This is a genomic window from Bradyrhizobium cytisi (genome assembly GCF_008123515.1).
GTDB classification, from domain to species: domain Bacteria; phylum Pseudomonadota; class Alphaproteobacteria; order Rhizobiales; family Xanthobacteraceae; genus Bradyrhizobium; species Bradyrhizobium cytisi.
In genome coordinates, this window is the sequence record NZ_VSSR01000096.1 from 1 (window position 1) to 18,200 (window position 18,200).

The 18,200-nt window shown below is 57.2% G+C and carries 7 protein-coding genes and 1 pseudogene; 3 read left to right on the top strand and 5 right to left on the bottom strand.

Features of this window, described 5'->3' with window-relative positions; genetic code table 11:
- Positions 1-535 precede the first annotated feature (535 nt).
- From ectB to FXB38_RS39630, 4 genes are all read right to left on the bottom strand, one after another.
- A complete protein-coding gene (gene ectB, locus FXB38_RS39615) occupies positions 536-1,798 on the bottom strand; it encodes a diaminobutyrate--2-oxoglutarate transaminase (protein WP_148756322.1) in 1,263 nt (420 codons plus the stop codon).
- Positions 1,799-2,771: 973 nt separating this feature from the next.
- Positions 2,772-3,161, bottom strand: coding sequence for a response regulator transcription factor (locus FXB38_RS39620; protein WP_148756323.1), 390 nt, complete (start codon positions 3,159-3,161; stop codon positions 2,772-2,774).
- A gap of 90 nt (positions 3,162-3,251) precedes the next feature.
- Positions 3,252-3,935 carry a response regulator transcription factor gene (locus FXB38_RS39625; RefSeq protein WP_148756324.1) on the bottom strand — a complete coding sequence of 228 codons (684 nt, stop codon included), beginning with the start codon at positions 3,933-3,935 and terminating at the stop codon, positions 3,252-3,254.
- Positions 3,936-5,264: 1,329 nt separating this feature from the next.
- Positions 5,265-5,507 (bottom strand): hypothetical protein, encoded by a 243-nt coding sequence (locus FXB38_RS39630; protein WP_187435475.1) that lies wholly within the window; start codon positions 5,505-5,507, stop codon positions 5,265-5,267.
- 1,754 nt (positions 5,508-7,261) lie between these two features.
- On the opposite strand from FXB38_RS39630, the gene FXB38_RS39635 reads away from it, so the two are divergent.
- Positions 7,262-12,823 (top strand): trifunctional serine/threonine-protein kinase/ATP-binding protein/sensor histidine kinase, encoded by a 5,562-nt coding sequence (locus FXB38_RS39635; RefSeq protein WP_148756326.1) that lies wholly within the window; start codon positions 7,262-7,264, stop codon positions 12,821-12,823.
- Positions 12,824-13,180: 357 nt separating this feature from the next.
- Here the strand turns inward: FXB38_RS39635 and FXB38_RS39640 are convergent.
- A pseudogene (locus FXB38_RS39640) lies at positions 13,181-13,806 on the bottom strand (FMN-binding negative transcriptional regulator).
- 1,224 nt (positions 13,807-15,030) lie between these two features.
- Here FXB38_RS39640 and FXB38_RS39645 point away from each other — a divergent pair.
- Positions 15,031-16,278: a pectate lyase family protein gene (locus FXB38_RS39645; protein ID WP_187435476.1), complete on the top strand. Its 1,248-nt coding sequence runs from the start codon at positions 15,031-15,033 to the stop codon at positions 16,276-16,278.
- Positions 16,279-16,725: 447 nt separating this feature from the next.
- Positions 16,726-17,655 (top strand): TauD/TfdA dioxygenase family protein, encoded by a 930-nt coding sequence (locus FXB38_RS39650; protein WP_148756328.1) that lies wholly within the window; start codon positions 16,726-16,728, stop codon positions 17,653-17,655.
- Positions 17,656-18,200 lie beyond the last annotated feature (545 nt).

Consider the following 18,200-nt stretch of genomic DNA (forward strand, 5'->3'; position numbering starts at 1 on the left):
GATCTCGGACAGACTCTAAGGCGGGAGTTCGTGGATGCGCTTGGTCGGACGCATGTGCAGGACGTCGGCGGGGCATGCCTGTCAATCAATATCAGTTGAGCTTGGCTGTAGATCGCAGCGGCGGGACGACTGCCGTCACTTGTGGACTGGCTCAGATGCGATCGACATTCAACAACGCTCCGCTGAGCACTTTGAAGGCATACTACACCATTCGAGCCCATTCCGCGCCAACGAGGTCACCTTCGGCGGACCTCAGACTGGAAACCTAGAGAAGCCAGCTTGACCAGAGTCGCTCGCGACTGCGAGGGTCTATGGTCAAAGGGGGGGCGCGCACTCACGTGTTGTGGACCAAGGAGGGCAGTAGGCGTTCTTCGCGCATCAGCCGACTCGGCGGATCACAGACAGCGTCGGCGTTCAGGCGCCACCTCCATCATCATGGACACTCCGGAACGTTTCGGCGGCAAGCGAGAACTCGCGCCAGTGACTTGTGCGGCGATGCTGTCGCTAGCAACAGTTGCTCTCGCGTGCCTACAAATTAGCTTCCTCGGGCTGAATTCAACGTTTCGGTCAATGACTCCTCGAATATGTCTAGGCCTTGTCCCAACGTTTCTTGGTCGATCGTAAGTGCAGGCAAGAACTTCACAACCTGATCCGTCGGTCCGCATCGTTCAATAATCAATCCCTTCTCAAACGCTCTATGTGACGTCGCCTCTGCGATCTCGGTCGTTTTGCAATCGAAGCCGCATACCATGCCCCGTCCACGAACAGCAAACTTGTTTCCGTGCTGATGCGCGATAGCATCGAGTCGACGGCGCATAAATGCGCCCAAGCGTTGGACCTGTTGCGAGAACGTCTGGTTACGCCAATACAGAGTCAAAGCCGCTTTGCCAGAAACGAGTGCAAGGTTGTTTCCGCGAAACGTTCCCGTGTGCTCGCCTGGTTCCCATGCGTCGATCGCTTCTTTGATCAAGAGCATCGACAAGGGCAAGCCGTACCCACTCAGCGATTTCGACATCACGACAATGTCTGGCGACAACGCCGCGAACTCGAAACTGAAGAACTCGCCTGTACGACCACAGCCCATTTGGATATCGTCAACTATAAAAATAGCTCCGACCTCTTTTGCCAAAGCCTGAATTGACTGCAACCATTCCTTACCGGCGACGTTAATGCCTCCCTCTCCTTGCACGGTTTCGACGAGAATGGCGGCTGGAAGGTCAATACCACTGCTCTCGTCCATTAATACCTTTCGCACGTAATCCGCCGGACTGTCAGCGGAGCCAAGATACCCATCATACGGCATGAAAGTTGTGCCGGATAAGGGAATGCTGCTGGCTTTGCGGTAAAAGCGGTTACCGCTCGCAGCTATGGCTCCCAAGCTTTGGCCGTGATATCCATTTGTGAAAGAAATGACGTTGTGACGTCCTGTGATCTTACGCGAGAGCTTTAGAGCCGCTTCAACCGCGTTAGCTCCCGTAGGCCCCGTAAATTGAAAGCGGTAGGAAAGAGTCCGTTCACGAAGGATGACAGAGCTAAAGGTCTCCATGAATTCGACCTTTGCTGGAGTGGCCATGTCCAAGCCGTGGACGACGCCGTCCGACTCCAGATACTCGCTGATTGCTGCTTTGATCTCCTGATTGTTGTGGCCATAGTTTAGCGCTCCAGCGCCGGACAGAAAGTCAATGACCTTTCGGCCACCCTCTGTGAACATAATCGAGCCGCGCGCCCGACTGAAGACAGCAGGAAAGGAACGTGAGTACGACCGCACGTTGGACTCTAGCGTTTCGACCGTCTTCATTCTGCGCGGCCCGTGTACTCCAACCATGTGGTCGTCTCCTCGACAAGAAAATCCGCCCGACGAACAAGCGCGCGGCCAACATCGTACAAGATAGGCAAACGGTGAACGCGCGGTTCCGCGCCTCTCGACGTCGTTTGGGTTGCGCGTAGCGCGTCTGAAAATCAGCTCCAGCGATTTACCTGAGAACCATGCGGAACAAAGCTACTATGTCTAGTAGTGTCGTCCACATCCAGCGAACGCCACTGGCTGAGGTCGTTTTTCGCGGACAGGCTTGCTTAGCCGCGCGCGAAGAAGTTGCGCATGCCGTGCGGTTAGCTTGCGTTACGACAAATTCTGTAAAGGAGAAAGAATGGAATAGCTTTCATCGTGACCCAGAAGTCCGATGCGCTCCCGTCGGTAGCAAAGGCATGGCTTGAGATGGCATTAGTGTTGCCGCTGCAACGGATGCGTAAGATTCGGGTGCTTGGGCCCGCCGAAGGATGCTGGGATCGAACGCACGAATCTCGCGGTGCAAACTGTGGATCGTTCGGAAGTCCAACATGGCCTGCAGCCTTTCGTGAATGCGGCGATCGTCTTGAAAGGATGCGTGATTTGGCCGTGATCGGCGCGTCATGCTCCCCCACACTCCGGCGCCGGACTTCGCTGGAGCACTCGCAAAAGTGTCGGGTGAACCCTTTTCGGCGAGGTCATGCCTGGCAAGCCGCTGCCGTGGTACTTTCGACCTAAGCTCAGCATCGCCGTTGGTACGCACCTTTGTTAGGTCGCCTCGTCTGATTACGCGATCATACCAGAGGCGTTTTTGTCAGGAGCCCCACGCTGCAAGTGCTTCGATGAGATGCCGAAAGCACAACAACAGCGACAGGAATGCGGCAAGACGGAAAGGCGATGGTCGCCACCAGCACGAGGTAAGGACTGGCAGCGGCACATTAGGCGCCGCGCGGGCGCGGCGTGGTCCAGACTGCTTCCCCATCTTTCACGCGTCCGTTCCGCCACGATGCTCGCGCAGCGCTTCATCGAGGCAGGCTATCAACTCCAGACCGGCAAAGGGTTTGGCGAAAAAGCCAATTACGCCGACGCTCAACGCGCGGGCTCGCGTGCGATCATCCGCGAAGGCCGTAATCAAGATGAATGGCGCAGCGTGACCCTGGGCCCGCATCTGTTCCAAAAGTTCAAAGCCGCTCATCGTGGGCATCTGCACGTCTGCAATGACACAGGACGTGTCATTCAATTGAGACGACCGCAAGAAGTCCTCAGCCGATGCAAACGTATGAACGATGTGGCCCTGCGATTTCAGAAGGTTGTCCAGTGCGGCACGAATCGAAGGATCGTCGTCGACAACGGAAACAGTTGAGTACCTGGACAAGACGACTCGTTCTAGTTGGGTGAGGGCGGTGGCCGAAGCATGACGGCCAGCTGAAGGGTGCGCGAGTACGATGAAATTGTAAAATCATACTTAGGTTTGTACCCTGAAACGGTCGGTCCCAATTCCCAGCCTCTCAGCCATCCTGATCAAATCGGCTAGCGATCGAGCGCCCATCTTCTTCATCACGTGCCCGCGATAGATTTTAACTGTAATCTCGGCGAGCCCGAGTTCCGCGGCTACCTGTTTGTTCAATAGGCCGGCGGCGACCAGTTTCAAGACATCCTGCTCTCGTGGGCTTAGGGCCTCAAACAAGGATTGCAGCCTCCTGACCACCTTGTCTACACCTCGTCTCTTCCGATCCTGTTCGATAGCTGCGACTACGCCATCGAGCAGTTCCTGATCGCGAAACGGCTTGCTGAGAAAATCGATTGCTCCACTCTTCATGGCTTTGACGGTCATCGGAATATCGCCATGAGCGGTGATGAAAATGATGGGAATGTGAATCTTCAGTTTGGCTAACTCACTCTGGAGCTCAAGCCCGCTCGATCCCGGCAGCCTGATGTCAAGCACAAGGCAGCTAGGAACATCAGGAAGCTCGCTTTGGAGCATTTCCTGGGCCGATCCGTAAGCAACGACATCTAGACCGATAGAACGAAATAGGTTGACCAGGGATTCGCGCATTGAGAGGTCATCGTCGACGACGAAGACGCTCGGCCTCACCTCCGGCCCTACGACATTTGCGGCTTCCTTCCGCGGTTCAGAGCGCTTGGTCACGATAAGAGCCTCACTTGTACGATTTACAGTAGAAGTGTCGCATCACAACGACCTCTGATTGGCAGGCGTCCCCCTTCGCGCGGTGCAAATCTTTGAGAATTTCAAGGTATGTGACTGGTCAGCCATTCGCGCCAGCGTGACGCATTACAGGAAAGTCTAGCAAAAACCGCCCGAGTGGTCGAGAATTCTATCCGCCGTCGCGTTGGATCGGCCCCGCGGCATCGATCAAATCGATGAACAGCCGGTCGAGAAGCACCGAATCCAGGACTTTTGGCGCTCGCTTTAGCACGGCGGCGCGTGTCGCCTGGCCTTCGCGAGTGGGGCTGCAGCGGACGACTCATTTTGCGGCTGAGGGATCAGAATGCCCGCCGCCTTGGTAGTTGAACGCGGGGGCGCGAGCTGAGCGAATTGGCGCGATTGTGCCTGTGCATGCGCCGATCCCGCCGGCGTTGCGATCGGCAAGCGGCGTAGACTATCGCACCCGTACTAAGGAAAATAGAAATCAGAACGAGTAGCAGCGGCATCAGCACATGAACTCTTCTTTTCCGTCGTCAGAGCGCCTGTGAGTTGCGTCTTTGCGAGCTTGGGGAAAGCGCCTTGCATCGACTTCGTACAACCTGACGCAAGGTGCGATTCAAGTCCTTTCCGTCACCATGTTTGTAGGAAAGATGCTCGAACTCGAGCTGCTGCAGGGACGCTCACGTTCGTTCGTCTCGTTGCTTCCTTCACCAGGCTAGCCCCCAAGATCAGGCGGCTTAGTCTGAATGGAGAGGCGGGATACACTCCATTTGGTGTCCGGCTGCGGACCAGTTCGGCAAAAGGCAGCTGCATTTGCCCTGCTGCATTAGCCAAACAGCCGCTGATCCAGCGAAAGAATCATTCTCCTACCAGAATTGGCGGACATCACGGGTCCGTGCCGGGCAGCCTAGAGATCCGCTCTTTGACCTACATAGGAACGAGAAGACGCGGCCCGAGCGGTCAACCTGAAGCTGTTGTCAGACCTGCCAGTAGCTCATCGATCCGCTAACGGCCTAAGGCCCAGGCAGGGTCATTAAAGGCGGCCCGACGCACTCCGTCGAGAAGAAAGTGCGTCGGGTTCGCCCCACATCGCCAGTACATCCGTGGTGATGCTGCCTCCAATGAAGCAACCAGCGTGGCAAGACTGAGGCGCGCTCAGCATGGCAGAGTATGTCGTGACTTCCTGCTACTTCGTACCGGTCAGGAAGGGCTTGAATCGTTCGTAGCGTCACGTTGTACGATGCCGGTGTAGATCTATCGAATTGGCAAAGTCCGATAAAGTTCTCGTTGGCAAAGGCTGGATAAATGTTGTCACAGTGCGCGTGGCGAGAAGAGGCTTTCCGCTGTTCTTGATTTTAATTGCAATTCTTCACCCGTTTTGGGGTAGCTTACGCCTTGCTTGAACAGCGATTTAAGCAGCGAGATCTCTCTCGGATTGATCGGCTTCGCATGGCCGGCAATCGCCCTCCTGAGAACCGCAGCGAGCGGCATTCCGATCAGTGAGGGCCTGTACGGTCGCTTTGTTCGCATCAGGAGTGCCTTCAGTTGCTCCATCAAGGGGAGCAGGAATGAAGAGAATAGTTTTGGGCGCGGTTTCGCTCACAGTGGCTCGCAGATGTGCCCTTGATGCTGTGGTTCCGAGTCGATGACTGCGTGGCGCCTTCCAACAACGGAGCCAGGAGTGAACGTCGATCTCGAAAACAGCACCGCGCGTGTCGGCGGGATTTCTAGGCCTGAGCGCCCTTGCGGCGTTTATGTTCAGCGACTCGACCGAGCATCTTGCTTCTCCTCGGGCCTTAGAAGCGCGCCTTAATGGCCGATTGTGGAGCAAACGTCGTTGGCGGCAGTGCTGATAAGCGTGGGCGAATTCTCGTGACCGGCTTCGGTGAGAAAGGGTAGTTTGACATGCCAGATATCAGCGAGGCGCTCGCCGAGCTCACTGATCGTCTGATCGCATTCAGAGCGGTTCGCACCATAGTCAACCAGGGAAGCGAGATTTCCGCCGGTCAGGGTAACGAGGCACCGTGTCCTGCCGTCCGGTATTCCTCGGCCGGCATCGAGCTCAGATCTAGGGACTGCCCGGAGTTCGACAGCTTGGTACAGGCCTCGAGGGGAACAGGCTGAGCTGAAACTGCGCCAGTGCGCGGTTTCAGCTCGAAAAAGCAATATCGGCCGCGCTTATGTCCGCGGGGCAGCCATCGAGGTGGCGAAAAGGTTCAGCTGTTCGATTTGCCGCAATGGACCGAGCGCTCTGAGCTTTTGGATAACGGATTTCGAGGGGCTCAAGCTTACCAACTCATTGGCTCAAGTCACTCGATCAGGCCTTTTGGTTTGTTGATCGGTCAATGTTCAAACGCGCCGCCGCACATTGGATTCGTCTCGTTCGAGCTAAGTCTCTCCTGCGATTTGTGAATCAGGCTCGTGACTAGTATCTGAGAGACGTTGTCGAAGGGGCGGCCTTCCTCAAGTGCAAAATTGTGTACGGCGAGCTCCTTCAATATCGTGTCGGTTACACAGGCTCTTTGCTTCCTTAGCTCGGTACGGCGACCTCAGTGTCGTCGCGCTACTTGCTTCACGGGACGGCATGATCAACATTTCACAGGTGATACCGGGCCGGACCGGGCGCACAGCTATGGCGGTGACAGCGCGCGCCGGGACGGCTCGAAACTTGTGAGACACGTCTCTCGGCCCAATGCCATGTTAGTTCGGTGCTGAAGACTGTGTGCGTCGACGGTATGGTTTTTTGCGCGAAAGACATACCCGGATGGCGTTGTGCGAAGCAAGTTGTGGCGCTCGGGACTTCAGTTCGCGCCAGGAGATCTCGCGATAGCTCATGGGGATGGCATTGCGCATCGCCCCCCGGACGCTCAGGCCGATGCAGCCGTCAGAAGCCGGCGTCCAATGGCCTCGCGCGTTGCGCCGATCATGGGCAACCGATCAGCTTTCACATGTCATTGCCTGCTTGCGCAGTAGCAGCGATCTGGGGGCCCTGCTGCACGTCGGGCAGTGGGCCGCTGGTGGTCGGGTAACGGCTACGAGCCGCTCCATCAAAAAGGATCCTTCGCCCGCCCATACACTGCGCTAGTCGGGAGCGCTCGCCGCCGATGCCTGTGCAGGCCTGCGCGCGGGATTGGGCTGGATCGACACGATCGGGCTGTGACGTATTGGGTGTGTAAGTCGCATCTTGGTTGCCGCGGTCCAGTCTTTGGCGGTCTTGATCGGTACTCGCGCCGTTTTGCGAAGTCCCTTCACAAGCTCGCCCCATATGTGTCAGATTTTGGCTCAATCCTTATTGACTGGGCGGGCAAATGCCGCGGGACCCCCTCAGCCGAACTCTGTTCGGCTCAAATGTCGACAGTGACATCCAGCCCCTGTGGGAGGACGGTGATCGCGCGTTCTGCCGAGCGTGGCGCCGGCAAATCCACGGCAGCAGGGCTGTCGTGCTTGTCGTGCGGCCCATCGCGGAACACCCAGCGACGCTCGACCGCCTCGCCCATGAGTTTGAGCTGAAGGAGGAGCTAGACGAGGCATGGGCGGTGCGGCCGTTGGAACTCATCCGGGAAGCCGGTCGGACTATGCTGGTCCTGGAGGATCAATGCGGCGAGCCACTGCTAAATTTACTCGGGATCCGTATGGAGCCCAAGCCGTTCCTGCGCCTCGCTGTTGGTATCACGAGGGCCGTGGGCAAGCTTCACCGGAACGGCTTGGTCCACAAGGACCTGAAACCCGCTCACATTCTGGTCAATTGTCCTGACGAACAGGTGCGACTCACTGGGTTTGGTCTGGCTTCTCGTCTTTCCCGCGAGCGCGTGCCGCCTGAGCCTGCCGAGTTCATCGCCGGCTCGCTGCCCTACATGGCGCCCGAACAGACCGGACGAATGAATCGCTCAGTCGACTGTCGCAGTGATCTCTATTCGCTTGGCGTGACATTCTATCAGATGCTGACCGGCGCGCTGCCGTTCACGGGCTCAGATCCCTTGGAGTGGATCCATTGTCATATTGCAAGAAAAGCAACACCGCCTGTCGAGAAATCGCAAAACCTCCCGGAGCCAATCTCTCAGATTGTGATGAAACTCCTCGCGAAAACCGCCGAGGAACGCTACCAGACTGCCGCTGGCCTTGAGCACGATCTGCAACACTGTCTGGCAGCATGGGCGAACCACGGTCGCATCGACACATTTGAGCTGGGCGCAGACGACACACCTGATCGGTTGCTCATCCCCGAGAAGCTCTATGGCAGAGCCCGCGAGATCGAGACCTTGCTTGCCTCTTTCGATCGCGCGCTGAAGAGCGGCGCGCCGAGGTTGGTGCTGGTTGCCGGCTACTCCGGCATCGGTAAGTCCTCGCTTGTCCAGGAGCTACACAAAGTACTCGTGCCCTCGCGCGGGCTGTTGGCATCAGGCAAATTCGACCAACTGAAGCGCGATGTTCCCTATGCGACATTAGTGCAGACCTTTCAGAGTCTTGTGCGTCCTCTTCTCAGCAAAAGTGAGGGCGAACTCGCGACTTGGCGGCAGGCGCTCCGGGAGGCGCTCGGCGCGAATGGACGGCTGATGGTCGACTTGATCCCCGATCTGAGCCTGATCATTGGCGAGCAGCCCGCGCCTGCTGAGCTTCCAGCCCGGCAAGCGCAAAATCGTTTCCAGCTCGTGCTTCGCCGCTTTATCGGTGTTTTCGCCCGGCGAACCCATCCATTGGTGCTCTTCCTCGACGATTTGCAGTGGCACGATGCCGCAACGCTCGACCTGATCGAGGATCTGCTGACTCAGTCGGACCTGCACCTGCTGCTGATTGGAGCTTACCGCAGCAACGAAGTTGATGCAGGCCATCCACTCAAACGCAAGCTCGAGTCCATCAGGAGAGCCGACGTAAATCTAGAGGAGATCACGCTGTCGCCGCTCACTGCAGACGATGTCGCGCAGTTGGTCGCGGATACCCTTCGCTGCGGACCAAAACGCGCTGCCCCGCTTGCAAAGTTGGTGCATCAGAAGACGATGGGCAATCCGTTCTTCGCCATTCAATTTTTGTCTGAACTGGCCGAAGAGCAGCTGTTGACGTTCGATCACGAATCGGCGCGCTGGCGTTGGGATCTCAAGCGCATTCACGCAAAAGCGTACACCGAGAACGTCGTCGATCTGATGCTCGGCAAGCTCATCCGGCTGCCCGAAGAGACGCAGGACGCGCTGCAACAGCTGGCTTGTTTCGGCAACATGGCCGAGACGGCAGAGCTTGCGATCGTGCTCGAAACGTCACAGGGACAGGTGCATGCGAGGCTATGGCCGGCGATCCGGCAGGAACTGGTCTCGCGCCAGGGAACAGTCTACCGCTTTGTACACGATCGCGTTCAAGAGGCGGCTTACTTGCTGGTGCCGGAATCCTTGCGCGCTCCTGCCCATTTGCGGATCGGTCGGATGCTTGCGGCACATGTCCCTGCGCACAAACGTGAAGAGGCTATCTTCGATGTTGTCAGTCAACTCAATCGAGGTGTCGCGCTAATCGCTTCCGGTCAGGAGCGAGAGCAGCTCGCGGAGTTGAATTTAATCGCAGGGCAGCGTGCCAGGGCGTCGGCAGCCTACGCCTCGGCACTCACATATTTCACTGTCGGTGCTGCGCTGCTCGCGCAGGATTCGTTGCAAAGGCGCCACGAACTCGCATTCGCACTGGAGACCAGCCGAGCCGAATGCGAATTCTTGGTAGGCCGGCTGGACATTGCGGAGAGCCTCCTGTCCGCGCTGTCGAAGCGCGCTTTGAGCGCGCCCCAACGATCAACGGTCGCATGTTTGCGGGTCGATCTTTACTTGACGCTCGGTCAGCACGGCCGGGCAGTGGCCATAGGTCTCGAATATCTTCACGACGTCGGGATCGAGTGGTCGCCGCATCCGAAGGATGAGGAGACACTAGTCGAATATCAGCGGATGTGGTCACAGCTGCCGGACGCGATCGAGGATCTTGCTGGTTTGCCTGGAATGACAGACCAGACCTCGCTTGCCACGCTGGCCGTCTTAACGCGGATTCTTCCGCCCGCAGGTTTCACGGACGCCAATTTATCCGCTCTGGTCATCTGCAGAGCCGTCAGCCTCAGCCTCGAATACGGCAACACTGATGCTTCTTGCACCCACTACGCATGGCTGGGCCGAATCTCGGCAGGCCGCTTCGGTGACTACCAAGCGGCTGATAAATTTGGTCGTCTTGCGTGCGATCTGGTCGATCGCGGTGAGTTCTCTCGTTTTCGGGCTCCGGTCTATTTGGCCGTCGGAGGCAACGTGATCCCGTGGACGAAGCCCCTAAGGGACGGACGAGTTTTGATCCGGCGAGCGCTCGAAGCTGCGGTCAGCATCGGCGATGTCATCTATGAGGCGTATAGCTTGGTTCATCTAACCTCAAATATGATGATGGCGGGAGATCCCCTGAAAGAGGTGCAGAACGAGATAGAGAAAAGCCTTGCTACGATACGGAACAGAAAGGTTCAGTTTGCTGCTGATGCCATGACTGCACAGCTTGCAATTATTAGAACCATGCGCGGCCTCACGCGCTCATTCGGTTCCTTCGATGACCAGCAATTCGACGAGCTGGACATCGAGCGATCATTTGAACGCGGTCCGGAGCTGTCACCTAGCGAAACCGTCTACTGGATCCGCAAACTTCAGGCGCGGTTTCTAGCCGGCGATTATCCTGCGGCTATTGGTGCTCGCTCGAAGGCAGAGCCCCGATTGTGGACCATGCCGACAGAGTCCTTGATCGCGGAATTTCACTTCTATGGTGCGCTGTCTCACTCGTGTTACTGCGACAGGCTGTGTGAAAGCGAACAACAGCAACATCGAGATATGATTGATGCCCATCACAGACAGCTGCAGATATGGGCCAAGAATTGCCCCGAAAACTATGACAATCGCGCTTCCTTGGTCGGGGCTGAAATTGCGAGGCTGGAATGCCGGGATGCAGACGCAATGCGACTGTACGAACACTCAATCCAGACCGCAGGACGTAACGGTTTCCCCCACCACGAGGGGATCGCTTGTGAACTTGCAGCGCGCTTTTATGCTGCGCGCGGTTTTGACAGGATCTCCCCGGTTTACCTGCAGGACGCGCGGCGCGGCTACCTTCGTTGGGGAGCAGATGGTAAGGTGCGTCAACTCGACGAGCTGAATCCCCATCTCAACCATGAGGAGACCACTCTTGCCGTGGATGGCATGAGGATCGGAGCTCCGGTTGAGCATCTTGATCTGGCGACGGTGACAAAAGTGTCGCAGGCGATTTCCGGCGAGATTGTGCTTCAAAAACTAATCGACACGCTTATGCGGACTGCCATTGAGCAGGCCGGCGCCGAACGAGGTTTGTTGATTCTGCTGGATGGAGGCGAGCCACGGATCGAGGCGGAAGCCACAACGGTAGCGGGTGAGCTGCTTGTAAAGGTGGATGAACAGCCCGTGACTCCGATGGCTCTTCCCGACTCCGTGCTGCATTTCGTCCTACGTGTCCGCGAAAACGTCATTCTCGACGATGCTGCCGCCCAGTCTTCATTTGCGGAAGATCGGTATATCCGCCAGCGCAAAGCGCGTTCTATTCTTTGCCTGCCACTGATCACGCAGGGCAAGCTGATCGGCGTACTTTATCTGGAGAATAATCTCGCCCCGCGCATATTCTCGGCTGCCCGCAACTCCGTGCTGAAAATGCTTGCCTCTCAAGCTGCAACAGCGCTGGAAAACAGCCGGTTGTACAGCGAAGTGCAGCAACGGGAGGCGAAAATCCGGCGCTTACTCGACGCTAACATCATCGGAATCTTTATCATCCGCGAAGGGGGCGAGATCATCGAGGCAAATCAAGCCTTCCTCACGATGGTTGGATACGACCAAGAGGATCTTCTCGCAGGGCGAGTGAACGGTCTCGACCTGACGCCTCCAGAATGGCACGAGCGCACAATGGATGCTCGGACAGAAGCAAAAAGGACCGGAGCTGTTCAGCAGTTCGAGAAAGAGTATGTTCGGAAGGATGGCAGCCGCGTGCCGGTGCTAATTGGCCTCGCCGTATTCGATGAGCGACAGGACCACGGTGTTGGCTTCGTCCTCGACCTGACAGAGCGAAAGAGAGTGGAAGCGGAAGCCCGTGAAAGCGAACGACGTTATCGCGAAACTCTGATGGGCCTTGCACACGCCAATCGGATCACGACAATGGGACAGCTGGCCGCCTCGATCGCCCATGAGGTCAACCAGCCGATTGCGGCGATCAGCAGCAATGCGGGGGCAGGGCTAAATTGGCTCGGTGCTCAACCGCCAAATCTGGAAGAAGTTCGGCAGACCTTCGGTTTGATTGTCCGTGACAGTATGCGCGCGGGGAACGTGATCCGTCGGATCCGCGCTCTTATGAATAAGGCTCCGATGCAAACGGAGCTTCTTGCAATTGACGAAGTGATCTTAGAGGTGCTGGCGCTAGTTCGCGCGGAACTCGCAAAAAATGATGTGTGGGTGCGAACCCGACAGTCGGAGGCTCTGCCGCTTGTTCGAGCAGATCGCGTTCAGGTCCGGCAGGTGATTCTCAATTTGATCACGAACGCCATTGAGGCCATGAGCGAGATCAAGGAAGGCGACCGCGAACTACTGATCACTGCGCGGACAGATAGCTCGAATAACGTATTGGTCACTTTTCGGGATACGGGTCCAGGACTCGATCCAAACAGCGCAGACCGCGTGTTCGAGGCGTTTTACACCACCAAATCCGAAGGCATGGGCATGGGGCTTGCCATTTGCCATTCTATTATTGAGGCGCATGGGGGCCGGATGTGGGCGGGCGCCAATGATCCTCGCGGGGCCGTCTTTCAGTTCAGCATGCCCGTTGCGCCGGAGGGCGTGAATCGGGCGGAACAGGTCTCTTGAACGTCTGAGGCTCGATTTCGATGTCGAGCAGGGGTGCTCCGGGAGCCCCGATCCTCGTGACAGAAGCGAGCGGCGTGACCTTTGGGCATTTGAGACATTCGCTTCTTGCTGCCCGTCGGGGAGTGTTGGAGCGACCGCAGATTGTCGCGAATTGTCAGAAAACTCCGAATCTGACCGCAGCGGCCAGATTCAAGACGCTTCGAGGGCTCTTTGCAAATCTCTTGAGTCTTGCAGGCCGTCGAGCGGAATCGGACGAAAGCAGAGAAGGAGTGTTCGCGAGAATGACGGCAATCGCCATCGAGGAAATGGAGGAAATCCAGGTGATAGGGGGCGTTTACAATAGGTCGTGCGGGTTGGTCATTCTTTCGGAATCAGGTGAGCCACGCGACGGGATTCGTCACGGTCGCTCTTCGACAAGCCCTCAATGAGGCCGGCGCGATCCGCCGCGTTGCGGTTCTGGCTCATCTTCCGCGTGCCGTCGAGCCGTGTAATTTGCATCGCAGACCGACAATCCCCTTAAGCTCCGCTTTAATGAAATCGGCAGGGGCGTCCGAGACGGCCCAGCGGTCTTTGCCCGAGCGCTCATGCGCATCGGTCACTCGCGTGACCACCTCCAGCAGCCGATCGGCATCATCGAAGAATTCGACCGGTCCGTAGGCATGCACAGCGACATAGTTCCACGTCGGTACGGCCTCGCCTCTCTCGTGCTTGGTCACGTACCAGGAGGGGCTGATATAGGCCTGCGGCCCAGCGAAAATGGCCATCGCCTCGCCAGTCGGTGCCAGCTTCCACTGCGGATCCGCACGCGCCAAGTGCGCGTAAATCGTGCCCATGGAGCCTTCGCTCTCGTCGAGTACTACGGGCAGCATCGTTCGGACAAGCCCTTCGGGAGTGGCGGTGATCAGTGTCGCCGAGCGTGCCTCGCGCATCGTCCGATGAAGGTCGGCGATATCGACAACTTGGAAGCAGGGCGGCGTATACATCGGCGAGGCTCCCCGGCAGCCCGACGGAAGGCCGGGCGACACATGATTTGAACTGGAGTACGCCTCATGCTGGATCACAGAAACAGCCAGTTTTGGTGGGTAGTGTCATTCCTCCGCCCGCGCGAGCCCCCTGGCGACAGCTAACCTATGGTGCGTCGGGGGGCAGATCNNCGTTTGCAAGCTGGCCAGCCGTTGCCTTCCACGCGGCGCTTGCAGACGAATTCGGCTTTTGGTGGCGATGACTGCAACACATGAGCAGCTTCATCTCAGGGCTATGAGTGGGACGACCAGAATTGCGGCTGAGCCCTGCCGCATCAACTCGCCGCGCCGCGACTCGCAGGTTGGTGGTGACTGGCTGCGCTAGATTCGCCCCCGGACTGGAGGGACATATCAAAAACAAGGAGATCGTAGCCATTCCGTCGGCGTGATGATTGCCGGTCATAAAATCGATAGGAGGCATCTCTCGTGTGTGTCCGGCACGCGATATATGGGGCCAATCTAGCCCATCTGTATCGCAAAAGAAGGGACCTGACATCCGACATGCAATCCAGGAACTCGAGGATCCCAGCCGCCCCATCTATCTGTTTCCCGCGCGATGCGAACTATTGCACAACGCGTTCTGGTGCTGGTCGAAAACACCGAAGAGCCTCCCGCCGGTTCAGCGAAACTTCGCGAGTGACGGCCCATTCGCCCGGGCCAACGTGTTGCAGCCTTCAGTATTCTGGAATTGCCAAGCTTATCTCGATCAAACGGTCGTTCTCGAGGAGGTTAGAGCTTTTCGGCATCTCACACGGTCTTTCGCCCAGGATATTTCGAATCCTCATGTCAGGCGGGATCTGTGTTGAACTGCGCGAAAATCGTTGCCGAATGGCTGCCGATTCGCCTAATCAATCCATCTCGCCGGCACCAGGACAGTGCTCGATCTGAGATATCTCTGGGCGCGATGCGTGGATTTTTGTCGCTCTGTATCAACGTTCGATCGGTCGTCGCATCCTGTTGAGCTGTTGACTGCGCGTTAGCAGCTGATACGAAGCCTGCGGCCGCACACTTCGGCTGTTGTGTAGCATGGCTCCGATATTCCGATCCTGCCTTATTGAGGACGATCCGATGGCGTTAACGCCGCATGCTGATGGCCTATTCCAGTTCAGCATTTGAGTTCGAGAGTCCCGGTCCTCGGGCGGATTTTCCGGCTAACAGAGAGAGCATGTGCCTATGAAGGACACGATGAAGCACATCAAGCGTTCGTTGCGCGTGCTCGGCGGACTTGCGGTCGTCCTCGGCGTCTCTTCCGTGCTCGGATCGAACAATGTGCGATTGGAAGCCCTCAAAGGCTTTGGCGTTGGAGCGACGGGCGGCCTTGGAGGCGAGGTAGTTCAGGTCAGATCAACCAAAGATCTGAACTATGAGCTGTGTCGCTCCTACAGCTTCGGGTATTGCAATGATAATAGTCCGCGCGAGATCCAGGTAATAGGAACCATAGACTTTACTGGCACGGAAGGGCGAGGCGAGGGGCAGGGTTGCCAATATGGCCGTGCTTGTCCGGCCCCTTACAATCGTGAATCCCTTCTTCTTATGGATGGCAACGACGCGCATTGCGATGGCAAGGAGAAGATGTTGGTCGGCTTCGATAGGGCCGGCAAGCGTCCGCTGGAAATTGGCTCAAACAAAACAGTGATCGGCGTTGGCCCGAGTGCTACAATCAAAGGAAAGGGGCTGCGCCTGAATGGGGTCAGCAACGTCGTTATTCGCAACCTGACCATCAGTGATATCAATAACGGCGTGATATTTGCCGGCGATGCTATCGCAATTGCACGAGCCGACCTGGTTTGGATCGACCACAACCGATTTCATAATACCGGGCGGCAGATGATTGCCGGCGGCTTTGGCCCTACGACGAATATTACGATTTCCTGGAACGACTTCGATGGCAGCGGTACCTATTCCTCGTATTGCAACGGGGAGCACTATTGGAATCTCCTGTTTCTTGGTGTCCCGCAGACGATCACCATCGCGAATAACTATTTCCATGAGATCTCGGGGCGGGCGCCGCACATCGACGGGGCGCAGGCCATTATTCATCTCGTTAACAATTACTTCCACAACACGAATGCGCAACAGAGCGGCGGATTCTTCCATGCGGTGGATGCTGGATCATCGGTGCAAGCACTGATCGAGGGTAATTACTTTGACAACATTGAAACACCTGTAAAGACTGGTAGTGGACATATCTTTGGCTTCTTAGGCAAATCCAGCGGGACCGTGCAGGACATCTGCCTTACCGTGCTCGGACGTCGGTGCATCGAGAACATCGCGACCCCAGTGCCGCGGATCAATGGCTTTCGCCTAGATGAAACCGTAATTCGGTCGTTTGGAGCTCTTCCAAGATCATCTATTCCTCTTCCATTTCGAGCGGATGATGTTCCGGCCGTGATCACGGCCGGGGCAGGTCCCGGACACCTTGAGAGCCGGTGATGGCTCGTTCGCAGACGCGGCTCGAGACTTGGCCGATTGCCGCAAACAGTTGAGCGGAAGGCGCATACTGGACGGAGAACGGCACGCACGGCTGGCTGCCCGACGTTGCACGAGGACCGTATGGCCTTTCTCTTCGTGTGCCGAGCAATACAATTCCTGTCGATTATGAGCCCTATGCCGTTTCCCCCGCCGACCCAGGCGCTCGTCTCAAATTTTTACGTCCGGTTTTTGGCGGGGTCGGTTGGAAAGAGGAGGGGAGGCGGCATCGAGTTCATGGCAACTGTTCGAATTATCATCCGATCAGCTACCTGACGGACCTTCACAGCTCCGTTTTTTTGACTGGCATGGTGCTTGCTCGAGAGTACCCGTAGCGCGAGGTTCGCCTTCGAAACCGAGTGACCCTAACCCTTATTGTTGAAGAATCCGCAAAGCTTGGAAGAGTTCGCAATGAAAGAAACGGCTTCGACCGATAGTGTCATTCCACCGACCGACGTCGTCAAGCGCGCAGCGCGCATCGGTGTTGAAATCAGAAATATCAAGCTCTCGGGTGATTTACCGAGCCGAACCATCGCTGCGATCAACAGCTTGCTGCTCGAACACAAGGTGATCTTCTTCCGTGATCAGGGGCATCTTGATGACGCGCAGCAGGAGCGCTTTGCTGCTTGTTTGGGAAGGCTAGTGCCGCATCCGACGCTCGGTACCATCAATGGAACGACCTCGATCATCGAGCTTGATTCCGCGCGCGGAGGTAGTCGGGCTGATGTATGGCACGCCGATGGAACGTTTCTCGCGGCCTATCCCAAACTTGCGGTGCTGCGAGCCGTTGTGATTCCATCGTCCGGTGGCGATACGATTTGGTCGAACGTTGTGGCCGCCTATCTGGATCTGCCGCGGCCGCTGCAACGGCTTGCCGACGAACTCTGGGCCGTTCACAGCAACGCCTTCGACTACGCCGGGACCTGCCGTGTTCGCGAAATCGACCAGAAGCATTTTGATGAGGTCTTTACCAAAACAATCTACGAGACCGAGCATCCGGTGGTCCGTGTACATCCCGAGACCGGCGAGCGTGCGTTGGTGCTCGGCGATGTGGTGCAAAGGTTTATTGATATCCCAAAGCGCGACGGTCAGAGGCTGTTCGATCTATTCCAGTCCCATATCACGGCGCCCGAAAACACCGTGCGCTGGAGCTGGAAAGAAGGCGATGTCGCGATTTGGGATAACCGCGCAACGCAGCATTATGCGGTCAACGATTACGGTGACCAGCATCGCGTCGTTCATCGTGCCACAATCGATGGTGACGCGCCTGTCAGCGTCGACGGCCGATGCAGTGTAACGCGCCTCAAAACGACGAAGCACCCCTCCACGAAGGTTGCCTAGCAGGGCTCGGAAAATTCACCGGTAATGCACTGCTCTTATCGCATGTTCGCGCGAATAGACTTCTTGCGACGAGAAGTTCACCGAGCAGAACGCCACGCGCAACTGGATGGGAGGGGCTAACGCGCCGCAGACTCGGGAGGCGACCCTCCTTGCTGAAGTGAGATGCTGAAAGCTCATCTCGACCCAGCGGAAAATGATTCAGCACCGAGTGGCGCAGGTCATCCGGCCGCGGCCGGTTGATCTGCCGCCGAAGGGGAGTACGGTTCCGCCGACCTTGCGCATCGCCTTTCGGCCAGCGCCACAAGCGTGGGACAGAAATAGCGCGATTGCCGCAGTTGGCTAGTTTCGGCATCTGTGTCGCGGTTCCGATTACCACGCCTCTTCGCGAGGGGAACTAAGCTCCGAGGGCACGGTTTGAGCGCTGTCATGGCAGAGTACGAGCTTGGAAGCGAGCCTGGCGAGCAGCGCGAGCAGGCATCGAAAGCAATGTCGCTGGCGCAAGATCAGCACTCGATTTGAACAATTGAGCATCGGAGATCATTCCG